At 38.5% G+C, this 22,468-nt stretch carries 16 protein-coding genes, 1 tRNA gene and 2 pseudogenes (1 of these 19 running past the window's edge); 7 read left to right on the top strand and 12 right to left on the bottom strand.

Annotation, left to right across the window (positions count from 1 at the left end):
- Nucleotides 1-3: transfer RNA gene (locus tag K3248_RS01320), tRNA-Met, on the top strand (it extends 74 nt beyond the left edge of the window).
- Nucleotides 4-1,183: 1,180 nt separating this feature from the next.
- Here K3248_RS01320 and K3248_RS01315 read toward each other — a convergent pair.
- A complete protein-coding gene (locus tag K3248_RS01315; RefSeq protein WP_220716588.1) occupies nucleotides 1,184-2,326 on the bottom strand; it encodes an MFS transporter in 1,143 nt (380 codons plus the stop codon).
- Between the two features lie 619 nt (nucleotides 2,327-2,945).
- Complete coding sequence (locus tag K3248_RS01310) at nucleotides 2,946-4,034, bottom strand: DUF3792 domain-containing protein (protein ID WP_220716560.1); 1,089 nt, start codon at nucleotides 4,032-4,034, stop codon at nucleotides 2,946-2,948.
- 402 nt (nucleotides 4,035-4,436) lie between these two features.
- Here K3248_RS01310 and pyrF point away from each other — a divergent pair, with 402 nt between their 5' ends.
- Together pyrF and hisS are read left to right on the top strand one after the other, a co-directional pair.
- Nucleotides 4,437-5,282 carry an orotidine-5'-phosphate decarboxylase gene (pyrF, locus tag K3248_RS01305; RefSeq protein WP_220716559.1) on the top strand — a complete coding sequence of 282 codons (846 nt, stop codon included), beginning with the start codon at nucleotides 4,437-4,439 and terminating at the stop codon, nucleotides 5,280-5,282.
- Nucleotides 5,283-5,591: 309 nt separating this feature from the next.
- Entirely contained in the window at nucleotides 5,592-7,079 is a 1,488-nt protein-coding gene (gene hisS, locus K3248_RS01300) for a histidine--tRNA ligase (protein ID WP_220716558.1), read from the top strand.
- A 470-nt stretch (nucleotides 7,080-7,549) separates the two neighbouring features.
- On the opposite strand, the gene K3248_RS01295 is transcribed toward hisS, so the two are convergent.
- On the bottom strand, nucleotides 7,550-8,074 hold the full coding sequence (locus K3248_RS01295; RefSeq protein WP_220716557.1) for a peroxiredoxin: 525 nt from the start codon (nucleotides 8,072-8,074) through the stop codon (nucleotides 7,550-7,552).
- Between the two features lie 199 nt (nucleotides 8,075-8,273).
- Between K3248_RS01295 and K3248_RS01290 the strand changes: the two genes are divergently transcribed.
- Nucleotides 8,274-9,902, top strand: coding sequence for an alpha-D-glucose phosphate-specific phosphoglucomutase (locus tag K3248_RS01290; RefSeq protein ID WP_220716556.1), 1,629 nt, complete (start codon nucleotides 8,274-8,276; stop codon nucleotides 9,900-9,902).
- 311 nt (nucleotides 9,903-10,213) lie between these two features.
- Here the strand turns inward: K3248_RS01290 and fumC are convergent, their stop codons facing one another.
- Nucleotides 10,214-11,602, bottom strand: coding sequence for a class II fumarate hydratase (fumC, locus tag K3248_RS01285; RefSeq protein ID WP_220716555.1), 1,389 nt, complete (start codon nucleotides 11,600-11,602; stop codon nucleotides 10,214-10,216).
- 238 nt (nucleotides 11,603-11,840) lie between these two features.
- Between fumC and groES the strand changes: the two genes are divergently transcribed.
- Together groES and groL are read left to right on the top strand one after the other, a co-directional pair.
- Complete coding sequence (gene groES, locus K3248_RS01280; RefSeq protein ID WP_220716554.1) at nucleotides 11,841-12,137, top strand: co-chaperone GroES; 297 nt, start codon at nucleotides 11,841-11,843, stop codon at nucleotides 12,135-12,137.
- A gap of 60 nt (nucleotides 12,138-12,197) precedes the next feature.
- Nucleotides 12,198-13,841: a chaperonin GroEL gene (gene groL, locus K3248_RS01275; RefSeq protein ID WP_220716553.1), complete on the top strand. Its 1,644-nt coding sequence runs from the start codon at nucleotides 12,198-12,200 to the stop codon at nucleotides 13,839-13,841.
- 578 nt (nucleotides 13,842-14,419) lie between these two features.
- Here the strand turns inward: groL and K3248_RS01270 are convergent.
- Nucleotides 14,420-14,785 (bottom strand): helix-turn-helix domain-containing protein, encoded by a 366-nt coding sequence (locus K3248_RS01270; RefSeq protein WP_220716552.1) that lies wholly within the window; start codon nucleotides 14,783-14,785, stop codon nucleotides 14,420-14,422.
- Nucleotides 14,786-15,434: 649 nt separating this feature from the next.
- Nucleotides 15,435-15,800, bottom strand: coding sequence for a helix-turn-helix domain-containing protein (locus K3248_RS01265; RefSeq protein ID WP_220716551.1), 366 nt, complete (start codon nucleotides 15,798-15,800; stop codon nucleotides 15,435-15,437).
- Nucleotides 15,801-16,461: 661 nt separating this feature from the next.
- On the opposite strand from K3248_RS01265, the gene K3248_RS01260 reads away from it, so the two are divergent.
- A complete protein-coding gene (locus K3248_RS01260) occupies nucleotides 16,462-16,797 on the top strand; it encodes a zinc ribbon domain-containing protein YjdM (protein WP_220716550.1) in 336 nt (111 codons plus the stop codon).
- Between the two features lie 264 nt (nucleotides 16,798-17,061).
- Here the strand turns inward: K3248_RS01260 and K3248_RS01255 are convergent.
- From K3248_RS01255 to murJ, 6 genes and pseudogenes are all read right to left on the bottom strand, one after another.
- Nucleotides 17,062-17,348: pseudogene (locus K3248_RS01255) on the bottom strand (NifU family protein); the annotation flags it as partial.
- Between the two features lie 24 nt (nucleotides 17,349-17,372).
- Nucleotides 17,373-17,659: pseudogene (locus tag K3248_RS09245) on the bottom strand (NifU family protein); the annotation flags it as partial.
- 24 nt (nucleotides 17,660-17,683) lie between these two features.
- Nucleotides 17,684-18,262: a NifU family protein gene (locus tag K3248_RS01245; RefSeq protein WP_220716549.1), complete on the bottom strand. Its 579-nt coding sequence runs from the start codon at nucleotides 18,260-18,262 to the stop codon at nucleotides 17,684-17,686.
- 52 nt (nucleotides 18,263-18,314) lie between these two features.
- Entirely contained in the window at nucleotides 18,315-18,806 is a 492-nt protein-coding gene (locus K3248_RS01240) for a universal stress protein (RefSeq protein ID WP_220716548.1), read from the bottom strand.
- A gap of 63 nt (nucleotides 18,807-18,869) precedes the next feature.
- The gene (gene trpS / locus K3248_RS01235) at nucleotides 18,870-19,940 is read right to left on the bottom strand and encodes a tryptophan--tRNA ligase (protein WP_220716547.1); all 1,071 of its coding nucleotides are present in this window, start codon (nucleotides 19,938-19,940) and stop codon (nucleotides 18,870-18,872) included.
- Nucleotides 19,941-20,041: 101 nt separating this feature from the next.
- Nucleotides 20,042-21,613, bottom strand: a complete 1,572-nt coding sequence (murJ, locus tag K3248_RS01230; RefSeq protein WP_220716546.1) for a murein biosynthesis integral membrane protein MurJ — start codon at nucleotides 21,611-21,613, stop codon at nucleotides 20,042-20,044.
- Between the last annotated feature and the right edge of the window lie 855 nt (nucleotides 21,614-22,468).

Below are 22,468 nucleotides of genomic sequence, written 5' to 3'. Positions count from 1 at the left end.
CCAGAGTATGGAAATTAAATTTCTTAAAAAATTGAGCGCAAAAAACATAAATAAAAAAGAGCCTTATAAAAAATGCGCAAAATACCCTGGCCGTTAAAAAAACGCTCAAAATCAATACAGGGATATCAAAACTATCTTCTAAAAATAATATGACACTATCCTAATAATGCACAAGATAAAAAAATATCCTGTAGAAATCCTAAAAAGTAAAATACTGAAAATAAAAGTCCCTACGATGAGCATAGTCTGATCTTCTGTACAAGCAGATCTGATAACAGAAAAAATAACCAGAAAAATAGAAAAATGCTTCGTAAATCTTCTATAAATAGCTTCTAAGCAGCGATTGTCCTATAAAATAAAATCTTGCATCAATAAAAAAATAACCTCAATAGAAACTTGATCAAAATTAAAAAAATCTTGCCTTTAAGTCATGAAGATAGGCGCGAAAAATAGCTGCGATGAGGAAGACAATCAATTGTGGGATCGCTGATAGAAAAAGTAAAAAAACGGCAAAAAAGCTGAATATTAAATAAATAGATGACCATGTTACACAATGATAGCATCCTATAACAACAAGAAAAAATTAAAATGAGAATAATAAAGATAACTCAGCTTATTATAAAATATAAAAACTGTTCCTAGAAAATATAAGGCATATATAACTTAAATAAAGATTTAAAGGCATATGTTGATATTTTCTCTCATTTTATTGCATAAGTTATTATTTCAATGAGCGCTGCTTCATATTTGATGCGCTATACAGCTTGTGACTATTGAAGCCGTGACTAAATAGCTATGTACTGAAATAAAATTTGAAATAGAACGGATTACGATAAATGGTGTGGTTCTTTGTCACGAAAGGCTGTCCATATTTTCATTGAATTTATATGATATACTTATATCTGTTTTGCTTTAAAATACTAAGTTTGGGGAAGAGTGATGAGCGCTTCTCTCTTTCTATATGAAAGGGTGATCCATTACAATTTTATTGGTTTGTGCAAGGTTGTACGATATTCAAAGGAATGGTTTTATTAAGGCGTGCTCGTAATACCCATTTTGGCATCCCTTATTTTTTTATTTTTTTATGAGAGAAATTGCTCCTGCTTTTTATGATAACTCTACAGGTGTTGATGTCCATTTCTCTCAGAAAAAATAGCTAAGTTTATTCAGCAGTATTCTATTTCTATTTTTGCATGGCGCTGTTTAGGATAAAGCCTAATATTCCAGTGATCATGGTGGCGATACCGATGATAAGAAGTGTGTGTTGTATGTGATGTACATGGATAAAACCTGCACTGATAAAACCAATACACACAGCTGTTTGTATGATGAAAAGATAGGCAGGCATTTGACGGTTTCTATGTTCTTTCTGGATAGCTTTCATCATAAAACTTGCCATTAGGGCATTTTGCACACCATTGGCACTTCCAAGAATAAAAAATGAGAGCATCATCAGCCACACGAGATGTGTGAGAGAAAAGCAGAAAATTGCTAAGCCTATGGTTGCAGCAGCTAGTGATGCACCGGCTGCATTGCCAAGACGGTGAAAAAGGCTGGAAAAGCAGAGTGGTCCAACCACAAGTCCAAGACTTACCATGCTGCTAATTACGCCATAAGTTTCGGCACTTAAGTTGAGTTCAGTGCGGATGCGGACAATAGATAAGACATTAAGAGCAGAGGTGAGTATAATGGTGATAATAAGGGGAGAAAGTGCATAGACAATATTTTTTTTACATAACAGCCCCGCTAAATCTAGGCCCTTTTTGGTTTGTGATGTTGTATTTGTTTTTGGCTCATGTACTTTAAAATTTTTTAAACAAAATATGGTAATCAGAGTTGCAAAGAGAACCATTATTGAAAGTGCAAATAATCCTTTTTGTCCGTTTGATAAACCATACAGCACCCCTCCTAACAGTGGTCCGGCAAAATAGCCAAGATTACGAACTGTTTGGATAATACGATTTATACGGTCTAATTGATGATCATTTTGTGCAAAATCAGGTACAGCAACAAGAATGCTAGACCAAAAGAGTGCGCCTACACATCCTAAAGCAAAAGAAAGGGCAATATAAACCCAAAATTGGTTAGCAATTGCAGCAGCAGCTATAAAGAGTGCTTCACAAAATAAAACAACAGGAACCGCGCGTGAGCTGCTTAAATGATGCAAAAGGTGCGGTGCAATTGGTCCTGCACAAATTGCACCCATAAGCCCTGCAAAAAGCAGTATTGAAATAAAGGCTGTACTTTTTGCTAAGTGTAACGCAAATATAACTTGAGCAGTTTCATCAGAAAAGCTGCTTAGAGATAAGACAAAGAGAAGTCCCATTTGGATAAAAAGAATGGATTTTTTTATCAACGGCTTTCCCCTCCAGTATATTTACATTTTTTGGATAGAGGTGTTTACCATTTATTATTTTGTTGTTCTAGTTTTTTGATTGAATCTTTTGTGTAAGGCAAATCTTATGCATTATAAATATCAGGATTATACTGACAAACTTGAATATTCTTATATAGAGTGTATTTTTTCCTAAATCTTTTTATTTTCAAGGTTTTTATGGATCTTATATGCTTTTATCCATGTATATTCTATTTAACTTGGAGTTTTAAAAAGCTTTGTTTTTTCTATAGGATAATGAGCAGTTTTTTCAAAATACATATTAGGGCATTAGGTGATGTCATGATTGAAATAGCAAAATGAATACGCAAGGATGGAAGTTGATCTGTAGATGAGCGTGACTTATTGATTTAGCAACTATGCTATAAAATAAAATTAAAAAAAGCTGACAGTGGTTTTATAGGATAGTTGTTCTGTCAGAAGGTTTTTGCATATTTACTGATGTTTTTTGTATTCTTGAAATAATGCTGCAAATGTAGGCAAGAAAAAAGCTGTACAGGTGTTGTACAGCTTTTGAGATTGATTTTATGTGTTTGGAAGCAAATTTTTTTTAAAGCATAAAAGTATTCTTGCGGCTTTTGTAGCCATAATAACCAAAGACACTAGAAAGAAGAGCGCCCATTAGGCTCCCTAAGAAGCCCCACCATCCCATGTGTGATGCTGTTTTTGTGGCTTTGTCGGCTGTATTTTTTGCTTTTTCTATGGTTTTGTCAAGTTTTTGAGAGAGTGTTTCAGCCTGTTCTTCAAGTGTTTTAATGGCTTTTTCGGTTTTATCTTCTGCTGTTTGATAGAGACGAAGTGCTTGATGAGCGTTTTCTTGTGCTTGTGTATGTGTCATGCCACCCTTCATGAGGGCATTGATGATATCGCTTCGATCCAATTTTGTGCTAAGGGCTTCTACGCGATCAGAAAGGTTCTCAGAGAGATTTTTCAAATAGGTGCGATAGCCTGAAGGATTATTTTTAAAAGCTGTTATCGCAGCACCAATATCGTTGAGTGCTTCCTGATACGTTTTTTTCAAGCGCTCAGGGTTAAGAGCAGGAATGTCGCTTTTGTTGAGAAGTGTGCGCAATTCATTGCCGAGTTTGTCAAAATTCATTCCGCTGTCATTTTTCTGTGTCAAAAACTTTTCAAAGGTTTCACTGTTGACCTTTGAAAAAAGAGGGGAAATATTTGTTTTGAAACTCTCTAGGGGTTGTTGCAACATGGAACTGTTTTCTAGGGCTGTTTTAGCGCCTAGTTTTGCTGTTGCTGAAACCACGTGGATGGCTTGGAGGGTCATGAGCAGCGTTAAGAGAGCCCAAGTGAGAAAGCCATGAAGAGCTCCTGATGTTTCGGCAAAACGTCCAGCAACAAAACCGCCCAAAGCAAGGCTTATAAACATAACGATTATTGAACCAATTCCTACGGAAAGAAAAGAGCCTTGAAAGGGAGAGGAAGAGGAAAAATCCATTTGGCGAAAACCTAAAGCGGACACTAAGAAGGATAAGCCGATTGAAAGGGCAAGAGCTGTGATGAGTCCAGCAAAGATTGCTGACCATGAAATAGAGGTATGAAAAAGAGGATACTTTGTTTCTAAGGATGCTTCTTTTAGAAAATGTGTATCAAATGCTGTATCTTCAGGAATGCGGGTTTCCATTGTTTATCTCCTTGATTGATGCTGAAGATACAATGCTTCCTGAACAATTATGTTCCAAAAGAGAACTTTATGGATACAAAAAAAAGGGAAAGTATCTCAAAAAGACCATACGTATTTATAGCGAAAACCCTTTTTATAGAGAAAACCCTTGTGAAAGATCGGATAAAAGAAGATATTTTTATGTAAAATTGGCTTTTTTATGTAAAGCTCTTTTGCAAGAGAAATGCTCTCATGAGAAAGAGTAAGATGCATGAACCTAATAGACTCTGTCTTTTGGTGTCTGTTATCCTCACATGTAAAAAAATTGTTCTTCTTAAAAAAGCATGTTATCGGTCATTTGCAAAAATACCACCCTTTTGATTGTATTGAAAGATCGCAAAAGAGATTGTGTGAGGAGAAAGAATGTTTTGTTCAACTTTTTTTAATAATCGTGAAAAATATGGTCCACTTTGTGTGGGATTTGATCCGAGCCATCAGGTTTTGAAATCATGGAACTTAAGTTGTGATGCTAAAGGCTTAAAAGAATTTTGTGATATTCTCTTAAGTGCAGCGGTGGGGAATGTAGGGGTGATAAAACCGCAAGCAGCATTTTTTGAATTATATGGCGTGGAAGGATTGCAAATTCTTAAAAATTTGATTGAAAATGCGCAAAAACAAGGACTCTTGGTTATTGTTGATGCAAAGAGAGGGGATATTGGCTCTACGGCTGAAGCTTATGGTAAAGCTTGGCTTGGTTCTTGCAGCGCTTTTAAAGCGGATGCTATAACCGTAAATGCTTTCTTGGGGTTTGATGCTCTTCTTCCTTTGATAAAGATCGCGGAAAAAACAGGAACAGGTGTTTTTATAGTTGTACAATCTTCTAATCCAGAGGGCAAGCCTATTCAAAATGCACGTATTGGGGATCAAACGCTTTCTGTTTATTTGGCTCAGCGTATTTATGACTATCATCGCCAATCTTTAGAACAACATAATCCTGTTGGTCCTATTGGTGCGGTGATTGGTGCAACATTGGGAAACGAAGCAAAAGAAACAATTGAAATGTTAAAAAGCTGTCTGTTTCTTGTCCCTGGGATTGGCGCTCAAGGGGGGGAAATTACACAATTATCTCATCAATTTCCTCAAAGGCATTGGCAAAATATTATTCCCTCTGTTTCAAGAGCAATTACAGATGTAGGGAGCAATATTGCTGATTTAAAAATGTGTATTCATAACTTTGCTACTCAAGCGAAAACAACTCTTCATTCTTAAAAAGAGAAGGCTATTTCATAAAGGAGGGCTGATTAAGAAAGGGGCGCCTTTATTCCAAAACGGATGATTTTTTTGTGCTCTTTTAAAAAAATATGAAGATCTTTTTTATGAAAAGAGGCTACTTTTGGGGGTATAAAAATGTCTCTTCTTTTTCATAGGGGTCTTTGAAAAGTGGTGTGCTTTACTTTCTAAGGTAAAAGATAGGATATGTTGTATAAGGTTTCAAAGAGATAAAGTCATTGCAGCCTTTGTTGCTATAAGATAAGACACAAAGCTTATTCGTGAATACATATGTTGCAAGAGAAGAACATGTCATTAAAACAAGAAAAAACCAAAGCGCGTTTACCACGTGGTTTTGTGGATCGCACAAGTGCACAGCTATATGCAACAGAAACCATGATTGCGCAAATTCGTGAAATTTATGAACTTTATGGTTTTGAAGCGCTTGAAACACCTCTGTTTGAATATACGGATGTGTTGGGTAAGTTTTTACCGGATGAAGATCGCCCAAATGCTGGGGTTTTTTCGCTTCAAGATGATGATGAGCAATGGATGTCTTTACGCTATGACCTTACTGCTCCTCTTGCGCGTTATTTTGCTGAAAATTTTGAAAATTTACCAAAACCTTATCGCAGTTATCGTCTTGGTTTTGTGTTTCGTAATGAAAAACCTGGACCGGGACGGTTTCGGCAATTTATGCAGTTTGATGCTGATATTGTAGGGACGCAAACGGTTGCAGCAGATGCTGAAATTTGCATGATGGCCGCTGATAGTTTAGAAAAACTAGGATTTCAGCATCATGATTATGTCATTCGTTTGAATAACCGAAAAATTCTGGAAAGTGTTTTGGAGTTGATCGGTTTGGGAGGAAATGAGCAGTTTGAAAAGCGCTTAACGGTTTTAAGGGCTATTGATAAATTGGATAAATTTGGTCCTGAAGGTGTAGGTTTGCTTTTAGGAAAAGGGCGTTTGGATGAAAGTGGTGACTTTACAAAAGGTGCACAACTAAAAGATAAAGAAATTGATTGTATTTTGTCGTTGCTTACAGGAAAAGCAGAGACAGAAGAGGAAATGCTTGATATTTTCAAAACAGTTGTAGGGAAAAATGTTCAAGGGCTTGAAGGCATCGGTGAACTTGAAGAAATGCAAGCAATTTTTGCTAAAAATGGTTATCAAAACCGTATAAAAATTGATCCCTCGGTGGTGCGTGGTTTGGAATATTATACAGGGCCTGTGTTTGAAGCAGCATTGCTTTTTGATGTTTGTAATGAGGAGGGGCAAAAGGTGGTCTTTGGATCCGTTGGGGGAGGTGGGCGCTATGATGGGTTGGTGGCGCGCTTTCGTGGTGAACATATTCCAGCAACAGGCTTTTCCATTGGTGTTTCTCGTTTAAGTGTTGCTTTGCAAAATCTTGGAAAATTGCCTGTCAAAGAAAAGACAGGACCTGTTGTGGTGTTGATGATGGATAAAGAAAGAGAAGCTATTGCACGCTATCAAAAAATGGTCATGCAGTTGCGTCAAGCGGGAATTAGGGCGGAACTCTATTTGGGGACATCGGGGATAAAAGCACAGATGAAATATGCAGATCGGCGTCAGGCACCTTGTGTCGTCATTCAAGGCTCACAAGAACGCGAAAGAGGAAAAATACAGATAAAAGATTTAATTGAAGGTGCACGTTTGTCTCATGAAATTAAGGATAATCAAACATGGCGTGAAAGCAGGCCTGCACAAATAATGGTGGATGAAGAACAGTTGGTTCAAGCTGTACAAGAGATTTTGTCTACTCAAAATGCATAAAATGCTTCATGCTAAAAATAAACGCTCTCTTGTTTTATAAGGATAACGCACTGCTTCTTTAACATGAATGCATGCTTTCCATATCGTATGATTTTTGTATTTCAAAGCCTTTTGGGTTGAATCAATCAAAATTGTTGGCCAAAATCACTCCCTTGTACGGTGTAAATGGGAGTGGTGTGTGCATAAACATAAGAGAAGACAAAAAGTAAAAAGACCTTTTATGCGTTATCTTAATGCAAGGCTACTACAATATTGGAAGATGGAAAATCGTGTAAATGATACCAACTTAAGTTCCCTGTGAAGGGTAAAGAGAGTCGTGCAGAAAAGGAAATTTGTATTTTGACAACGAAAATTTTGTGAAAAACAACGGTTGAAGACAAATTTAAAAATAAAAATGGCACATGCTCTTTTCATTATAAAGGTATTTGTGCCATAAATTTTACTTTTAATGTGTCAAACAGGGCGTAGTGTTAGCCTTTTAGAGCTTTTAAAACATTTTGTGGTGAAGAAACTTCATAAGGATCTGTTGGGCAGTTGTCTGCAAAACCTTTTTCTTCAAACCATTGCTCAACGACACCATCATTAATAATAGCAGCATAGCGCCATGAGCGCATACCAAAGCCGACATTATCTTTTGCAACCAGCATGCCCATTTTACGGGTGAATTCACCAGAGCCATCAGGGATAAATTTTACGTTTTTAATATTTTGTGTTTTTTTCCAAGCGTTCATGACGAAAGCATCATTGACGGAAAGGCAATAAATTTCATCAATCCCAAATTGTTTGAATTCATCATAGAGTTGATCAAAGTCAGGAAGCTGGAAAGAGGAGCAAGTAGGTGTGAAAGCGCCAGGAAGAGAAAAAAGAATAACCCGTTTTCCTTTAAAGTATGTATCGCTATCAACCTCTTGCCACCGATAAGGATTATCCCCACCAATTGCCTCATCGCGAACACGTGTATGGAAAGTAACATTGGGCACTGTTTTGTTTATCATAATATGCTCCTTATCGTTTATGGAAATTGTCTTTTAAAAAGTTTTTAATATAAAATATACAATTGAAGAGGGAAACTTGAACATTCTTCTCTTTCATTGATGAGTGTGCAAATATTTCGTTGTTGCGTCAAGTAGAATTAATGATCGACTTTGATCGCTATTCACTTTAAAATCAAAGAAAAGAGATAAAGGCTTTCTTATGACAATAACGACAGTTTTGACCACGGCTTTTGGGGATCAAAAACTGGGTACATCTGGTTTGCGCAAAAAAGTATCTGTTTTTCAACAGCCCCATTATGTGGAAAATTTTATTCAATCTCTTTTTAATACTATTGGTCCTCTTGAAGGGAAATTGCTGATTCTTGGAGGAGATGGACGTTATTTTAATCACACACTTCTTCAGACTGTGTTAAAAATGGCGGCTGCTCATGGTGTTGCTTGTGTGAAGGTTGGAAGAGGCGGCATTCTTTCTACTCCTGCGGTTTCACATCTTATTCGTAAATATCATGCTTATGGTGGTCTTATTCTCACGGCAAGCCATAATCCTGGTGGACCAGAGGGTGATTGTGGTATCAAATATAATACTGCACATGGGGGGGCTGCTTCCAATTCTTTATGTCAAGCTGTTTTTGCAACATCACAACATCTTTCTTTTTATAAAATTTTTGAAGCACCAGATGTTGATTTAGAGAGAGAAGGAACGACTTTTCTCGGGGAGATGCGGGTTGATATCCTTAACCCTGTTGCTGATTATATTGCTTTAATGCAGGAAATTTTTGACTTCGATTGTATTGCTCAGGCGGTGGCAAGAGGTCTTACGTTACGCTTTGATGCTATGCATGCGGTTACCGGACCTTATGCACATGAAATTTTTGAAAAATCTTTAGGCTTTGCCCAAGGAACAGTTGTCAATGCTATTCCGTTGCCAGACTTTGGAGGAAGGCATCCCGATCCCAATTTGCTTTATGCTAAGGATCTTTATGATTTGTTAATGTCTGATCAAGGACCTGATCTTGGAGCCGCCTCAGATGGTGATGGTGATCGTAACTTGATCATTGGTCGTGGGCAATTTGTTACACCATCCGATTCTTTGGCAATTATGGCTGAATATGCTCATCTCATTAAAGGGTATAAGCAAGGTATTGTAGGGGTTGCACGCTCTATGCCAACAGCGCGTGCTGTTGATTTGGTTGCTGAAAAAAAAGCCTTAAATTGTTTTGAAACGCCAACAGGATGGAAGTTTTTTGGAACGCTTTTAGATGCTGGAAAAGTCACTTTTTGTGGTGAAGAAAGTTTTGGTACAGGCTCTCATCATATACGTGAAAAGGATGGTTTATGGGCTGTGTTATTTTGGTTAAATCTTTTAGCTGTAACAGGGAAAACTGTTGCACAAATTGTACAGCAGCATTGGTATAGCTATGGGCGTTTTTATACTGCTCGTTATGATTATGAAAAAGTGGAAGCAGATAAAGCTTTTCGGATAATGGAGCTATTGCGTACAGATTTACCAAAAGTAGGAAAAGAAATTGCTGGACTTCGGGTCGAAAAAGCAGATGAGTTTACGTATCATGACCCTGTTGATCAGAGCGTGACTACAAGACAAGGAATTCGCATTTTTTTTGAAAATAAAGCGCGTTTGGTGGTACGCTTATCGGGGACAGGAACAGTAGGTGCAACGCTACGGCTTTATTTTGAGCAATATGAAAGAGATCCAAGTAAGCACAATCAAGATCCGCAACATGTGCTCCAACCTTTGCAACAAGCAGCTCTGCAATTGTTAAATATAGAGCAAGAATTAGGGCGTATACGCCCTGATGTCATTACATAAAAGCTTGTGAAAGGGTTGTATAGATGACAAGAAGAAAAGGAGGGAAGATGTGAATGTTTTCCTCTCTTTGCGGATAAGAAACTTTTCTCGTAAGATTGGTAGGCGTTTCCTTGTTATTTTCTATGATAGGCTTGTTTTAAGATGCTTTGATTTTATTGATAAGCATTTTTTCAGACATATGTCTTTTCGTTTGGCATAGATGTATGTTTAAACTATTGGTGCTTTGGTTATAAAATGGGGTGTGCACACCCCATTATTATGATATATTACATGTATAGTGTAAGATTTTAAAGAACGCGCATTTCTGCTTTTTATTGCGGATGGATCATCTTTTTAGGATCAACGAGTCTATCATAATCTTCTCCAGAAACGCCTGCTTTTAATGCTTCCACACGTAAGGTCGTGTCATTTTTATGCGCGGCTTTTGCAATTGCAGCTGCTTTTTCATAACCAATTTCTGGAGCAAGAGCTGTCACCAACATGAGAGAGTGTTCCATGAGAGAATGAATATGAACGCGATTTGCGCGTAATCCTTGAATGCAATGCATATCAAAAGAGCGCATGCAATCCCCCAAAAGCGTAATTGACTGTAAAACATTATAGCCAATAACAGGTTTATACACATTGAGTTCAAAATGCCCTTGGCTTGCGGCAAATGTTATACTGGTGTGATTACCAAAGACTTGGGCGGCGACCATTGTCATTGCTTCACATTGTGTGGGGTTGACTTTACCGGGCATAATGGAAGAACCAGGTTCATTTTCAGGGAGATTGAGTTCTCCTAGTCCTGAACGTGGGCCTGATCCTAAAAACCGTATGTCGTTGGCGATTTTAAAGAGATCGGCAGCGAGTGCATTTAAGCTTCCATGGAAATGTGTAAGGGCGCCATGATGGGCGAGTGCTTCAAATTTGTTGTTTGCAGTTTTAAAGGTCATTCCTGTAAGTGTGCTCACTGTTTGCGCAAAGGCAACGTCAAAACCTTTTGGTGCATTCAGCCCTGTGCCAACAGCGGTTCCTCCTTGTGCAAGCATTTGGACATCGGCCAGTGCTGTTTCAATGCGTTGAAGATTGGCTTCCAGTGCACTACGATAGCCTGAAAATTCTTGTGCAAGGGTTAGAGGTGTTGCATCTTGGGTATGGGTGCGCCCGATTTTGATGATGTCGGAAAATTCTTCTTCTTTTTTCTTTAAAGTTGTAATCAATGCTTCAAGAATGGGGAGTAAGTGTTGGCGTGTTTGGAGTGTTGTGGCAATGTGAAGCGCTGTGGGAAAGGAATCGTTTGATGATTGGCTCATATTGACATGATCATTAGGATGAACCGGCTTTTTCGTACCGAGTTTTCCACCTAAAAGCATACTTGCATGGTTAGCGATGACTTCATTGACATTCATATTGCTTTGTGTGCCGGAGCCTGTTTGCCAAACAGAAAGAGGAAAATGTGTATCGAATGCTCCTGAGAGCACTTCGTCAGCAGCTGTAATGATTGCTTTTCCAATATTTTGTGGAAGTTTTCCTTTTTCCATATTTACTATTGCTGCAGCTTTTTTAATAAGGCTTAAGGCATAGATAACGGTAAGAGGTTGTTTTTCGATGCCAATATTAAAATTATGCAATGAGCGTTCAGTTTGAGCACCCCAATAGCGGTCTTTCCGTACGGCAATTGTTCCAAAGCTATCCGTTTCTTGACGTGTTTCAACCATGATAATATCCTTTACATGTTCGCAGATTATAACAAAGGGCTAGATAACGCAAAATAGAAAAAAGAGGCAAGGCTTTGAAGCCTTAGGGAGTAAATTATTTTAAATTATTTTAATTGCGAATCCTTGACATTGAAGAGTGGCAATTTTATATCTTAGACAGTGTTAGCACTCACATCCTTCGAGTGCTAGCAAGAACTTAAGATTAATGCAATTATATTAAGTTTTAAGGATGTAAAATATGGCTAATATACAATTCCGCCCACTGCACGATCGTGTTGTTGTTCGTCGGGTTGAATCTGAAAATAAAACTGCTGGTGGGATTATTATTCCTGATACAGCACAAGAAAAACCTCAAGAAGGTGAAGTGATTGCTGTAGGCAATGGTGCTCTTGATGATAACGGAAAGCGCGTGCCTTTAGAAGTAAAAACAGGAGACCGTATCCTCTTTGGAAAATGGTCTGGAACTGAAGTTAAGATTAATGGGGAAGACCTCTTAATCATGAAAGAATCCGATATTATGGGAATTATGGGCTAATTAAAGCTTTTTTATTCTTTCGTTTTCTACTCTTTAAAGACAACTCCAAGGAGAAATTAAATGGCTGCTAAAGAAGTCAAATTTGGCCGTGAAGCGCGTGAGCGTTTGTTGCGCGGTGTCGATATCCTTGCTAATGCTGTTAAGGTAACGCTTGGCCCTAAAGGTCGTAATGTGGTGATTGATAAGTCCTTTGGTGCACCACGCATTACAAAAGACGGTGTATCCGTTGCAAAGGAAATTGAACTTGAAGATAAGTTCGAAAATATGGGTGCGCAAATGTTGCGCGAAGTTGCTTCTAAAACCAATGATATTGCTGGTGATGGAACAACAACGGCAACTGTTTTGGGGCACGCTATCGTACAAGAAGGTGTAAAAGCTGTTGCTGCGGGCATGAACCCAATGGATCTTAAACGTGGAATTGATGCTGCGGTTGAGGATGTGGTTGCAAATCTTTTCAAAAAAGCCAAAAAAATTCAAACTTCAGCAGAAATTGCGCAAGTGGGAACAATTTCCGCTAATGGCGCTGAAGAAATTGGTCAAATGATTGCTAATGCCATGGAAAAAGTTGGCAATGAAGGCGTTATTACCGTGGAAGAAGCAAAAACGGCGGAAACGGAATTGGAAGTCGTTGAAGGAATGCAATTTGATCGCGGATATCTATCGCCTTACTTTGTCACCAATGCTGAGAAAATGGTAGCTGATCTGGATGATCCTTACATTCTTATCCACGAAAAGAAATTGTCCAATCTACAATCTTTGCTTCCTGTACTAGAAGCTGTTGTCCAATCTGGTAAACCCCTTCTTATCATTGCTGAAGATGTGGAAGGTGAAGCTTTGGCAACTCTCGTTGTTAACAAGCTACGCGGTGGTTTGAAAATTGCTGCTGTAAAAGCACCAGGATTTGGTGATCGTCGTAAAGCAATGCTTGAAGATATTGCAATCTTAACATCTGGTCAGGTTATTTCTGATGATGTGGGCATTAAGCTTGAAAATGTGACTTTGGATATGCTTGGACGTGCAAAGAAAGTCAATATTTCTAAAGAAAATACAACGATTATTGATGGTGCTGGACAAAAAGCTGAAATTACTGCACGCGTCAATCAGATTAAGGCTCAGATTGAGGAAACAACTTCTGATTATGACCGCGAGAAATTGCAAGAAAGATTGGCAAAACTTGCTGGTGGTGTTGCTGTTATCCGTGTTGGTGGTGCAACTGAAGTTGAAGTGAAAGAAAAGAAAGACCGTGTAGATGATGCCCTAAACGCAACACGTGCTGCTGTGGAAGAAGGTATTGTTGCTGGTGGTGGTACTGCTCTGTTGCGTGCGGCAAGTGCATTGAGCGTTAAGGGCAGCAATCCTGATCAGGAAGCTGGTATTAATATTGTTCGTCGTGCACTTCAGGCTCCTGCGCGCCAAATTGCAACAAATGCTGGTGAAGAAGCAGCGATCATTGTTGGAAAAGTGTTAGAAAATAATACTGATACATTTGGTTACAACACTGCAACCGGTGAATTTGGTGATTTGATTGCTTTGGGAATTGTTGACCCTGTTAAAGTTGTGCGTTCTGCTCTTCAGAATGCTGCTTCTATTGCGAGCCTTCTTATCACAACAGAAGCGATGGTGGCAGAACTTCCAAAGAAAGATGCTCCAGTTCCTCCTATGCCTGGTGGTGGAATGGGTGGAATGGGTGGAATGGACTTCTAAAGTCTTTTTCATCAGGAGTATTAGAAACGGGCTCTTGGAGCCCGTTTTTTTTATGTGTTTCTTTTATGAGCTGAAGGATTGTTCACGAGAATTTAAAAGGAGCATTGCTTTGGGGGAAGCGATCAATTTAATCTCTGTGTTTATTTGAAAAAGTGTGTGGTGTTTCTTTTACTCGGTGAAGGATTGTTCACGAGAGTTTAAAAGGAGCATTCCTTTGGGGGAAGCTATTAATTTAATCTCTGTGTTTATTTGAAAAAATGTGTGGTGTTTCTTTTACTCGGTGAAGGATTGTGCACGAGAGTTTAAAAGGAGCATTGCTTTGGGGGAAGCTATCAATTTAATCTCTGTGTTTATTTGAAAAAGTATGTGGTGTTTCTTTTACTCGGTGAAGGATTGTTCACGAGAATTTAAAAGGAGCATTGCTTTGGGGGAAGCGATCAATTTAATCTCTGTGTTTATTTGAAAAAATGTATGGTGTTTCTTTTACTCGGTGAAGGATTGCTCATGAGAGTTTAAAAGGAGCCTCTTAAAGGGTGGTGTTACGCGTAAAAAAGCCTGTTGTGCGAGAAAGCATGATTTTAGAAGCTTTCATTTTGCTCAGAGAGCAATTGTAAAAGAGCACTTTGTTTTCTTGTGGTGAGAATTCTAAATCTTTTTAAAAGCAGATATTCTTCTTTGCTGGATGCAACTTCATCATGATGGGTAGGCGTATTTTGTTTTGTTGTGCTGTCGGCATAAAAAAAGGCAATAGGAACCTCAAGAATATCGGCAATTTCTTTTAACCGTCCTGCACTTACACGGTTTATGCCTTTTTCATATTTTTGGATTTGTTGAAAGCTTACTCCTAAAGAGCGTCCTAACTGTTTTTGAGACATTTTCAGCATTTTTCGCCTAAAGCGCATTTTTTTGCCAACAACAATGTCGTTCAGATTTTTGGTTTGCATTTTTCCCCACCGGTTGCGAGCGCCCTCGCATGCGTATTCCGGGAGCTTGAAAATACTGACCTCGAATCAGCCTTTTTGCTTTTAGTGCTGGGAAGCACCTGGACATAGCAAAAACTCCCGGAATTCCGGGATACCCGCAAAGCGGGATAAATTCATGTATCGAGGTTTCGGGTTTTCAAGGCCCTATTGATCGCTGCGTACACGACCAAAACACCTTTAAAGTCATAAAGGAATTTGAGGAGATTGACAACAAAAATGAAAACAGCTTTCATTTTTCTCCACCGGTTGCGAGCGCCCTCGCATGCGTATTCCGGGAGCTTGAAAATACTGAACTCAAATCAGCCTTTTTGCTTTTAGTGCTGAGAAGCACTTGGACATAGCAAAAACTCCCGGAATTCCGGGATACCCGCAAAGCGGGATGAATTCATGTTTGAGTTTCGGGTTTTCAAGGCCCTATTGATCGCTGCGTACACGACCAAAACACCTTTAAAGTCATAAAGGAATTTGAGAAGATTTACAATAAAAATGAAAACAGCTTTTTCTAGGAAAGACAGCGTGTTTTTAGTGCAACGAAAAAACTTATGCGGGGGATGCTCGTAAGAACGCGCAATGCATGCTGATGCACAAGGCTTATGGGGCGTGTATGATGTTAAAAGCTTTCATTTTGTTCAGAGAGCAATTGTAAAAGAGCACTTTGTTTTCTTGTGGTGAGAATTCTAAATCTTTTTAAAAGCAGATATTCTTCTCTGCTGGATGCAACTTCATCATGATGGGTAGGCGTATTTTGTTTTGTTGCACTGTCGGCATAAAAAAAGGCAATAGGAACCTCAAGAATATCGGCAATTTCCTTTAACCGTCCTGCACTTACACGGTTTATGCCTTTTTCATATTTTTGGATTTGTTGAAAGCTTACTCCTAAAGAGCGTCCTAACTGTTTTTGAGACATTTTCAGCATTTTTCGCTTAAAGCGCATTTTTTTGCCAACAACAATGTCGTTCAGATTTTTGGCTTGCATTTTTTCCCCACCGGTTGCGAGCGCCCTCGCATGCGTATTCCGGGAGTCTAAAACTGAACCTAAATCAGCATTTTGCTTTTAGTGCTGAGAAGCACTTGGACATAGCAAAATCTCCCGGAATTCCGGGATACCCGCAAAGCGGGACAAATTCATGTTTAGGTTTCGGGTTTTAGAGCCCTATTGATCGCTGCGTACACGACCAAAACACCTTTAAAGTCATAAAGGAATTTGAGGAGATTGACAACAAAAATGAATATAGCTTTTTAAAACGGATTTTTAAAAAGGGAGGATCTTTGTCTTTCAAATTTGATAGCTGCCTATCAAAATAATAACATACGATCCGTCTTGAAAGACAAAATAAGCCTTGGTTCCTAAGAGCAAGATTTTTTTATGGGCTATTTCATAGCGTTCTTGGGCAATAACGAAAGTGGCTTATTTTGTTCTTCTTGAGATGAAGTTCGACAATTATAATGAAAGGGGGAAGGTATGATGAGAGGGAAGAGTCTTTTATGGCGCTTAAAATGATATCTTAAAAAATATTGCATAAAGAATTGATGATATATTGTCTCTTTAGTGTTTTGTTTTGGCAATAGACAATAAGCACTTCTTACTTTATGACCATTCAGATGAATAGTCTTTCTTAAAGCAAAGAGGGAATCTTATGAGCCAGTATCCCAAATGTCCGCACTGTGGTGGTCTTTATACTTATGAAGAGGGTGCAAATTTTGTGTGTCCTGAATGTGCACATGAGTGGCCACAAAAGCGTGAAGATCCTTTTGCTTCCAATACTGTTTATGATGCAAATGGCCAAGTTTTGACCAATGGGGATACTGTTATGGTGATCAAAGATCTTAAAGTAAAAGGTGCGGGATCTGTTTTAAAGACGGGCACGAAGGTCAAAAATATTCGTTTGGTAGATGGAGATCATAATATTGATTGTAAGATTCCAGGAATTGGGCAAATGTCCTTAAAATCAGAATTTGTTAAAAAAGTTTAATTGTGTACAGTCTATAAACCTATTTTCTTACAGCTGTTAAAGAAGAATATTGGCAAAGAGGACTGCTGCATATATTGCAATAAACACTGCCATTTTTAAAATAGCGGCAAGGGATATCACTCTCTCATTGGCAAAAGAAAATACGCTCACCATTATTGGCAATAGCTGGATCGATACGTACTTTACACGAACCCTTTATTGTTAAAATAAGGATGTCGTTTTTTCTTAAAATGTTTCACAACAGGTGTAAGCGTTGCATGAATTTTATTGCGGCATGGCTTCAACCCCTCGTACTTCAGGAATAAAATGTCGTAGAAGATTTTCAATACCATGTTTGAGTGTTGCTGTTGAAGCGGGACATCCTGCACAAGCACCGCGCATGTTGAGAGAGACAACGTCCTTTTCAAAACCGTGGAAAGGAATATCTCTTTCATTGTCCAAACCAACCCATTCCTAACATCACTGGCAACGGCTGAACAAATACGTATTTTTCGCTGCTCTTTGATTGTTAAGACGATATCGGTGTCCTTTTCGTCATAAAATTCTTTATGATGAATATGCACTTTGCATGAATTTTATTGCGGCATGGCCTCAACCCCTCGTACTTCAGGAATAAAATGTCGTAGAAGATTTTCAATACCATGTTTGAGTGTTGCTGTTGAAGCGGGACATCCTGCACAAGCACCGCGCATGTTGAGAGAGACAACGTCCTTTTCAAAACCGTGGAAAGGAATATCTCTTTCATTGTCCAAACCAACCCATTCCTAACATCACTGGCAACGGCTGAACAAATACGTATTTTTCGCTGCTCCTTAATTGTTAAGACGATATCGGTGTCCTTTTCGTCATAAAATTCTTTATGATGAATATGCACTTTGCATGAATTTTATTGCGGCATGGCCTCAACCCCTAGTACTTCAGGAATAAAATGTCGTAGAAGATTTTCAATACCATGTTTGAGTGTTGCTGTTGAAGCGGGACATCCTGCACAAGCACCGCGCATGTTGAGATAGACAACGCCATTTTCAAAACCACGGAAAGTAATATCTCCTCCGTCATTGGCAACAGCTGGACGAACACGCGTTTCAAGCAGCTCCTTAATTGTTAAGACGATATCGGTGTCCTTTTCGTCATAAAATTCTTCATTAAGAGCGTGAGCATGGGCGTGTGTGGTAGCATTTGTCGTGATAACTGGATCATTGGAAAGAAAATGTTCCATAATGGTACCCAAAATAACAGGTTTGAGATGTTGCCATTCTCCTTCTTTTTTGCTCACAGTGATAAAATCATAGCCCAAAAAAACACCATTAACATTTGGAATATTAAATAATTTCGCAGCCAAAGGAGAACTTTTAGCAGCTTCTTCAGGGTCACGAAATTCCAATACACTTTCAGGAAGTACCACACGACCTGGAAGAAATTTTAGCGTTGCAGGGTTGGGCGTGGTTTCAGTTTGAATAAACATACACTCTCCTTTGAATAGAGGGGATGAAGAATGGAATCTCCCTCTTTATTACTTAGGCAATAGATTCAATATCTTCATCTGCAAGGTTACTTGGAATGATGGTGACAGGGATGGAAAAAGCTGTCCCACGATTTCCAATGAGTTGTACAAGTGGTCCTGGTCCTTCTGAATGTCCACTGGCTGCTAAAACAATCAGTGCAATTTCTTTATCTTCTTCGATCAGCTTGGAAATTTCATCAATTTTTTTGCCTTCACGGATAACAATTTGTGTTTGAAGAGCATGTGTGGCGCGTACACCACTGGCAATCTCTCCCAACACTTTATGGGCAATTTGCGTTGATTCTGATCGCATAACATTATTTACGCCTAAAAAATGTTGAAAATCTGAACTGTCAACAACACAGAGCAAGACCAATGTTCTATTGGTATTTTGAGCATATTGTGCTGCAAAAGCAACAGCACGACGACATTCCGGCGTTTCATCAATAATGACTAAAACTTTTCGTTTGTACTTTGCTTTTATATTTTCTTGTTTAGAGTCCATATATTTTCTCTACTGTTTAAAAGACGGCTTTCTTCACTTGTTAGGTTTTTAAATGCTATTGTTTCATGAATTTTGTAAAAATCCAACAATTTCACGGATTTTTTTCATATTTTTTTCTGCCATTGTGCTGGCACGTTCTGCACCATTTTGTAAAATAGAATCAATATAACTGCTTTCTTGTTGAAGGCGACGAAATTCTTGTGTGATAGGTGCAAGTTTATGAACGGCAAGCTCAACAAGGGCTGTTTTAAAAAGCGAAAATTGTTGCCCAGAAAATTCTAAAAGAGCCTTTTCTTTGCTGGTTTCTGCAAAGGCGGCATAAATACCAAGCAGGTTATCGGCTTCTGGACGTCCTGCTAAGTCTGCAAGTGTATCAGGAAGAGGAGCAGAGTCTGTTTTGGCTTTGCGTATTTTTTTGGCAATAAGATCAGCATCATCCATCAAATTAATGCGTGAAAAATCGGAAGGATCTGATTTCGACATTTTTTTTGTTCCATCACGCAAAGACATAATCCGCGTTGCTGTTGTTCCAATCAACGCTTCTGGGAGTGGAAAAAAGATTTGCTTCTTTTCTTCCCCTTTTTGCGGGCAGATACCAAAATTTAAATCTGCAATTTGGCAAGCATAATCATTGTTGAATTTTTGTGCAATATCACGTGTAAGTTCAACATGCTGTTTTTGATCTTCGCCTACCGGAACATGGGTAGCACGATAGACTAAAATATCAGCCGCCATAAGGCTTGGGTAAGCAAAAAGTCCAAGAGAGGCTTTTTCACGATCTTTGCCTGCTTTATCTTTAAATTGTGTCATACGTTGAAGCCAGCCAATACGCGCAATGCAATTGAAAATCCATGCCAATTCAGCATGTTGATAAACCCGTGATTGATTAAAAATAATGTGTTTTTGTGCATCAATGCCTGAAGCTAAAAAGGCCGCTGTGACAGATCTGGTCGTTTCACGCAAAATATGGGGATCAGGATTGACGGTTAATGCATGCATATCAACAACGCAATAGAGGCAATGATGCGATGTTTGCAGTTTAACCCAATGTTTAATAGCTCCAAGATAATTGCCAAGATGCAAGTGACCGCTTGGTTGTACGCCAGAAAAGACAAGTGGTGTGAAGGTTTCCATAAAATAGCTCTTTCTTCCGTAAAATTACTTATTTTGTGTTTTTTTTGACAAAGCCTTTTTTTGAAAGCAAGAAAAATCTCAAAAGAGGTGTGTGTGAAATGTTAGTGGCGCTTTTTTAAATTTTTAAGGGTAAGCAAAAAAGAACGCGTGTCGAGAAGAAAATAAGCAATGACATAGAGTAAAAAAAGGGCAAGCATGATTCCTGCCAAAGTGATTGCACGCAAAAAAAATGAGGCTTGTGTGGATAAAGGAAAAGATAAAAAATCAAGCACAGAAAAGAGATAATGGAGAACAAAAACACTAAAAAACGTTATAACAATCAAGCAGGCTATTCGCTTTATGAATTGTAAATCATATTGCCAATAACCACGTTTGAACAGGATACTCCAAAGCAATAATGCATTAACCCAGCCAGAGGTAATTTCAGCAATGACGATACCACGTGCTGATAAAAGAGGAAATAAAGTTAAAGCGAGGCCTATATTGATAAAAACGCAAATACCTGTAAAAATCATCGGGGTTTTGGTATCTTCATGGGCAAAAAAATTGGGAATAAAAACTTTTATAAGAACAAAGGCTGGAAGCCCTAGTCCATAAAGCTCTAATAATTGGGCAACGTGTTGCGTGGATTGACTGGTAAACTGTCCACGTTCAAAAAGCAAACTGACAATGGGAGTAGAGAGCAGCAAAAAAGCAACAGATGCTGGGAGCGTTAATAACAACGTTAACTCAAGAGAGCGGTTTTGCAAATCGTGGGTTTCTTGATGTTTTTTGCTACGCAGGGCACGGGTTAATTCTGGTAAAAGAACAGTAGCAACAGCAATGGCGATCACTCCGAGAGGCAATTGATAAAGACGATCAGCATACATTAAAGAGGAGACAGCACCAGATTGACTAGACGCAATGTTGGTATTGATTAATAAGTTAATTTGTGTAATCCCTCCGGTGATAGCAGCAGGAAATGCTAAAGTTAAAAGTTTGCGGACATTAGAGCTGAAACGAGGACGGCGAAAAAAAATTTTCATACCACTTTGACGTAAAGCAATTGTAATCAAAGCGAGTTGAACCACTCCTGCGGCTAAAACACCCCAAGAAAGATTTAAGCCAATATGCCAAGCATCAAGCTGATAAACCCAAGCATAGGCAAGCACACAAATTAAAATAATATTTAAAAAGAGAGGCGCAATGGCGGCAATAAAATAGCGCCGTAAGGCATTGAGCATGCCCCCCATCATTGCGGCTAGAGACATGCATGTTAAATAGGGAAACATAATGGCAGTAAAATGAATAGTAGCGTTAAATTTTGTCGCATCCTCTGTAAATCCTGGCGCAATGATCGTACGTACCAAAAAAGGCATACTTAATTCCATGGCAATAGTTAAAAGTATCAGCACGGAAAAGAGAACGCCAAACACTTCTTCGGCGAAGGTGCATGCCGTTTCTGTTCCCTCTTCCGTGATTTTTTTGGCAAAAAGAGGAACAAAAGCTGCATTAAAAGCGCCTTCAGCAAAAAAACGACGGAATGTATTGGGAAAACGAAATGCTGCGTTAAAGGCATCAGAAACAGGTCCTGTTCCCAAAGCAGCTGCCATCAACATCTCGCGAACAAAGCCAAAAATACGGCTCATAATGGTTCCAGAAGCAACAGTGGCAAATTTTTTAATCAAGCTCATAAAGATATATTGGGTTGAATAGAAGAAAAGGTGGCGACAGGATAAATAAAATCATTTTAAAGTGTAAAAAATGCATGAACGTGCCAAGACAATCAGATATTTTAAAAATGTTTTACGATGCCTCTTAGCTCTCTGTCAATAAGACTATACGAATGTGAATCCTCTTTGGAGAATACTTTTTACGGATACATAAAGGTTTGCATTGCTTTTATCAAACAATAAAGCGCTCCTTTTTAAAAAATATGTGGGGCGCGCTGAAAAAGAGAAAAGAGCACAGGCTCGTAAAAACTGCGTGATGCTTGTTTCATTGTTTCTAGAGCAGATAAGGACATTATCGCTTTGCTTTTCGTGTATTGGCTTGCATATTCGCTATTGAGCATTCCTTTTATCTTTGCGTTTTGGTTAAAGAGAGTAGCAATTTTTTTACGCGTTTAGATGATCTGTCTGCTTAAAAATACAAAGAGTAGAAAGAGAGAGGATATTATTTGATAAGATAAAGAAGTTTTTGTTTTTTGCACATATTCTAAAATACGATAGTTTCGAGCATGCTCTTGAGAGAGGACATTTATACTATAAAAGTTCTTCTCATTGCATCTGTGATATATATTGAAATGGTTTTCTTTTTGGGGGAGAAGATCCCTATTGCGTTAGGGATGGGGTATAAAATGGTTGGAAGAATCCTCTCATCATAACAATAATGCAGTAAAATTTGATAAAATCGTTTTATTTGAACAACAGAGCATAAAAAGAATTGTACGATCGTTTTATTGAAGCTGATATTTAAAAAAAGCCCTACTTTTCTCGACATAAAATAATCAAAGGCGGTTTTAAAATCTTTTTTATAAGAGAAAGTTT

Source organism: Bartonella raoultii, assembly GCF_019659805.1.
Classification (GTDB): Bacteria; Pseudomonadota; Alphaproteobacteria; order Rhizobiales; family Rhizobiaceae; genus Bartonella; species Bartonella raoultii.
The sequence above is the reverse complement of the archived record's forward strand: the minus strand, read 5'-3'. Positions and strand labels throughout refer to the sequence as shown.

Excerpts from the sequence above, each read along its gene's own strand:
- hisS (WP_220716558.1), top strand. The coding sequence starts at position 5,592 with ATGTCATTAAAACAAGAAAAAACCAAAGCGCGTTTACCACGTGGTTTT.
- K3248_RS01290 (WP_220716556.1), top strand. The coding sequence starts at position 8,274 with ATGACAATAACGACAGTTTTGACCACGGCTTTTGGGGATCAAAAACTG.
- fumC (WP_220716555.1), bottom strand. The coding sequence starts at position 11,602 with ATGGTTGAAACACGTCAAGAAACGGATAGCTTTGGAACAATTGCCGTA.
- K3248_RS01295 (WP_220716557.1), bottom strand. The coding sequence starts at position 8,074 with ATGATAAACAAAACAGTGCCCAATGTTACTTTCCATACACGTGTTCGC.
- K3248_RS01240 (WP_220716548.1), bottom strand. The coding sequence starts at position 18,806 with ATGGACTCTAAACAAGAAAATATAAAAGCAAAGTACAAACGAAAAGTT.
- groES (WP_220716554.1), top strand. The coding sequence starts at position 11,841 with ATGGCTAATATACAATTCCGCCCACTGCACGATCGTGTTGTTGTTCGT.
- K3248_RS01260 (WP_220716550.1), top strand. The coding sequence starts at position 16,462 with ATGAGCCAGTATCCCAAATGTCCGCACTGTGGTGGTCTTTATACTTAT.
- K3248_RS01265 (WP_220716551.1), bottom strand. The coding sequence starts at position 15,800 with ATGCAAGCCAAAAATCTGAACGACATTGTTGTTGGCAAAAAAATGCGC.
- groL (WP_220716553.1), top strand. The coding sequence starts at position 12,198 with ATGGCTGCTAAAGAAGTCAAATTTGGCCGTGAAGCGCGTGAGCGTTTG.
- K3248_RS01310 (WP_220716560.1), bottom strand. The coding sequence starts at position 4,034 with ATGGAAACCCGCATTCCTGAAGATACAGCATTTGATACACATTTTCTA.
- murJ (WP_220716546.1), bottom strand. The coding sequence starts at position 21,613 with ATGAGCTTGATTAAAAAATTTGCCACTGTTGCTTCTGGAACCATTATG.
- K3248_RS01270 (WP_220716552.1), bottom strand. The coding sequence starts at position 14,785 with ATGCAAACCAAAAATCTGAACGACATTGTTGTTGGCAAAAAAATGCGC.
- K3248_RS01245 (WP_220716549.1), bottom strand. The coding sequence starts at position 18,262 with ATGTTTATTCAAACTGAAACCACGCCCAACCCTGCAACGCTAAAATTT.
- K3248_RS01315 (WP_220716588.1), bottom strand. The coding sequence starts at position 2,326 with ATGGGACTTCTCTTTGTCTTATCTCTAAGCAGCTTTTCTGATGAAACT.
- pyrF (WP_220716559.1), top strand. The coding sequence starts at position 4,437 with ATGTTTTGTTCAACTTTTTTTAATAATCGTGAAAAATATGGTCCACTT.
- trpS (WP_220716547.1), bottom strand. The coding sequence starts at position 19,940 with ATGGAAACCTTCACACCACTTGTCTTTTCTGGCGTACAACCAAGCGGT.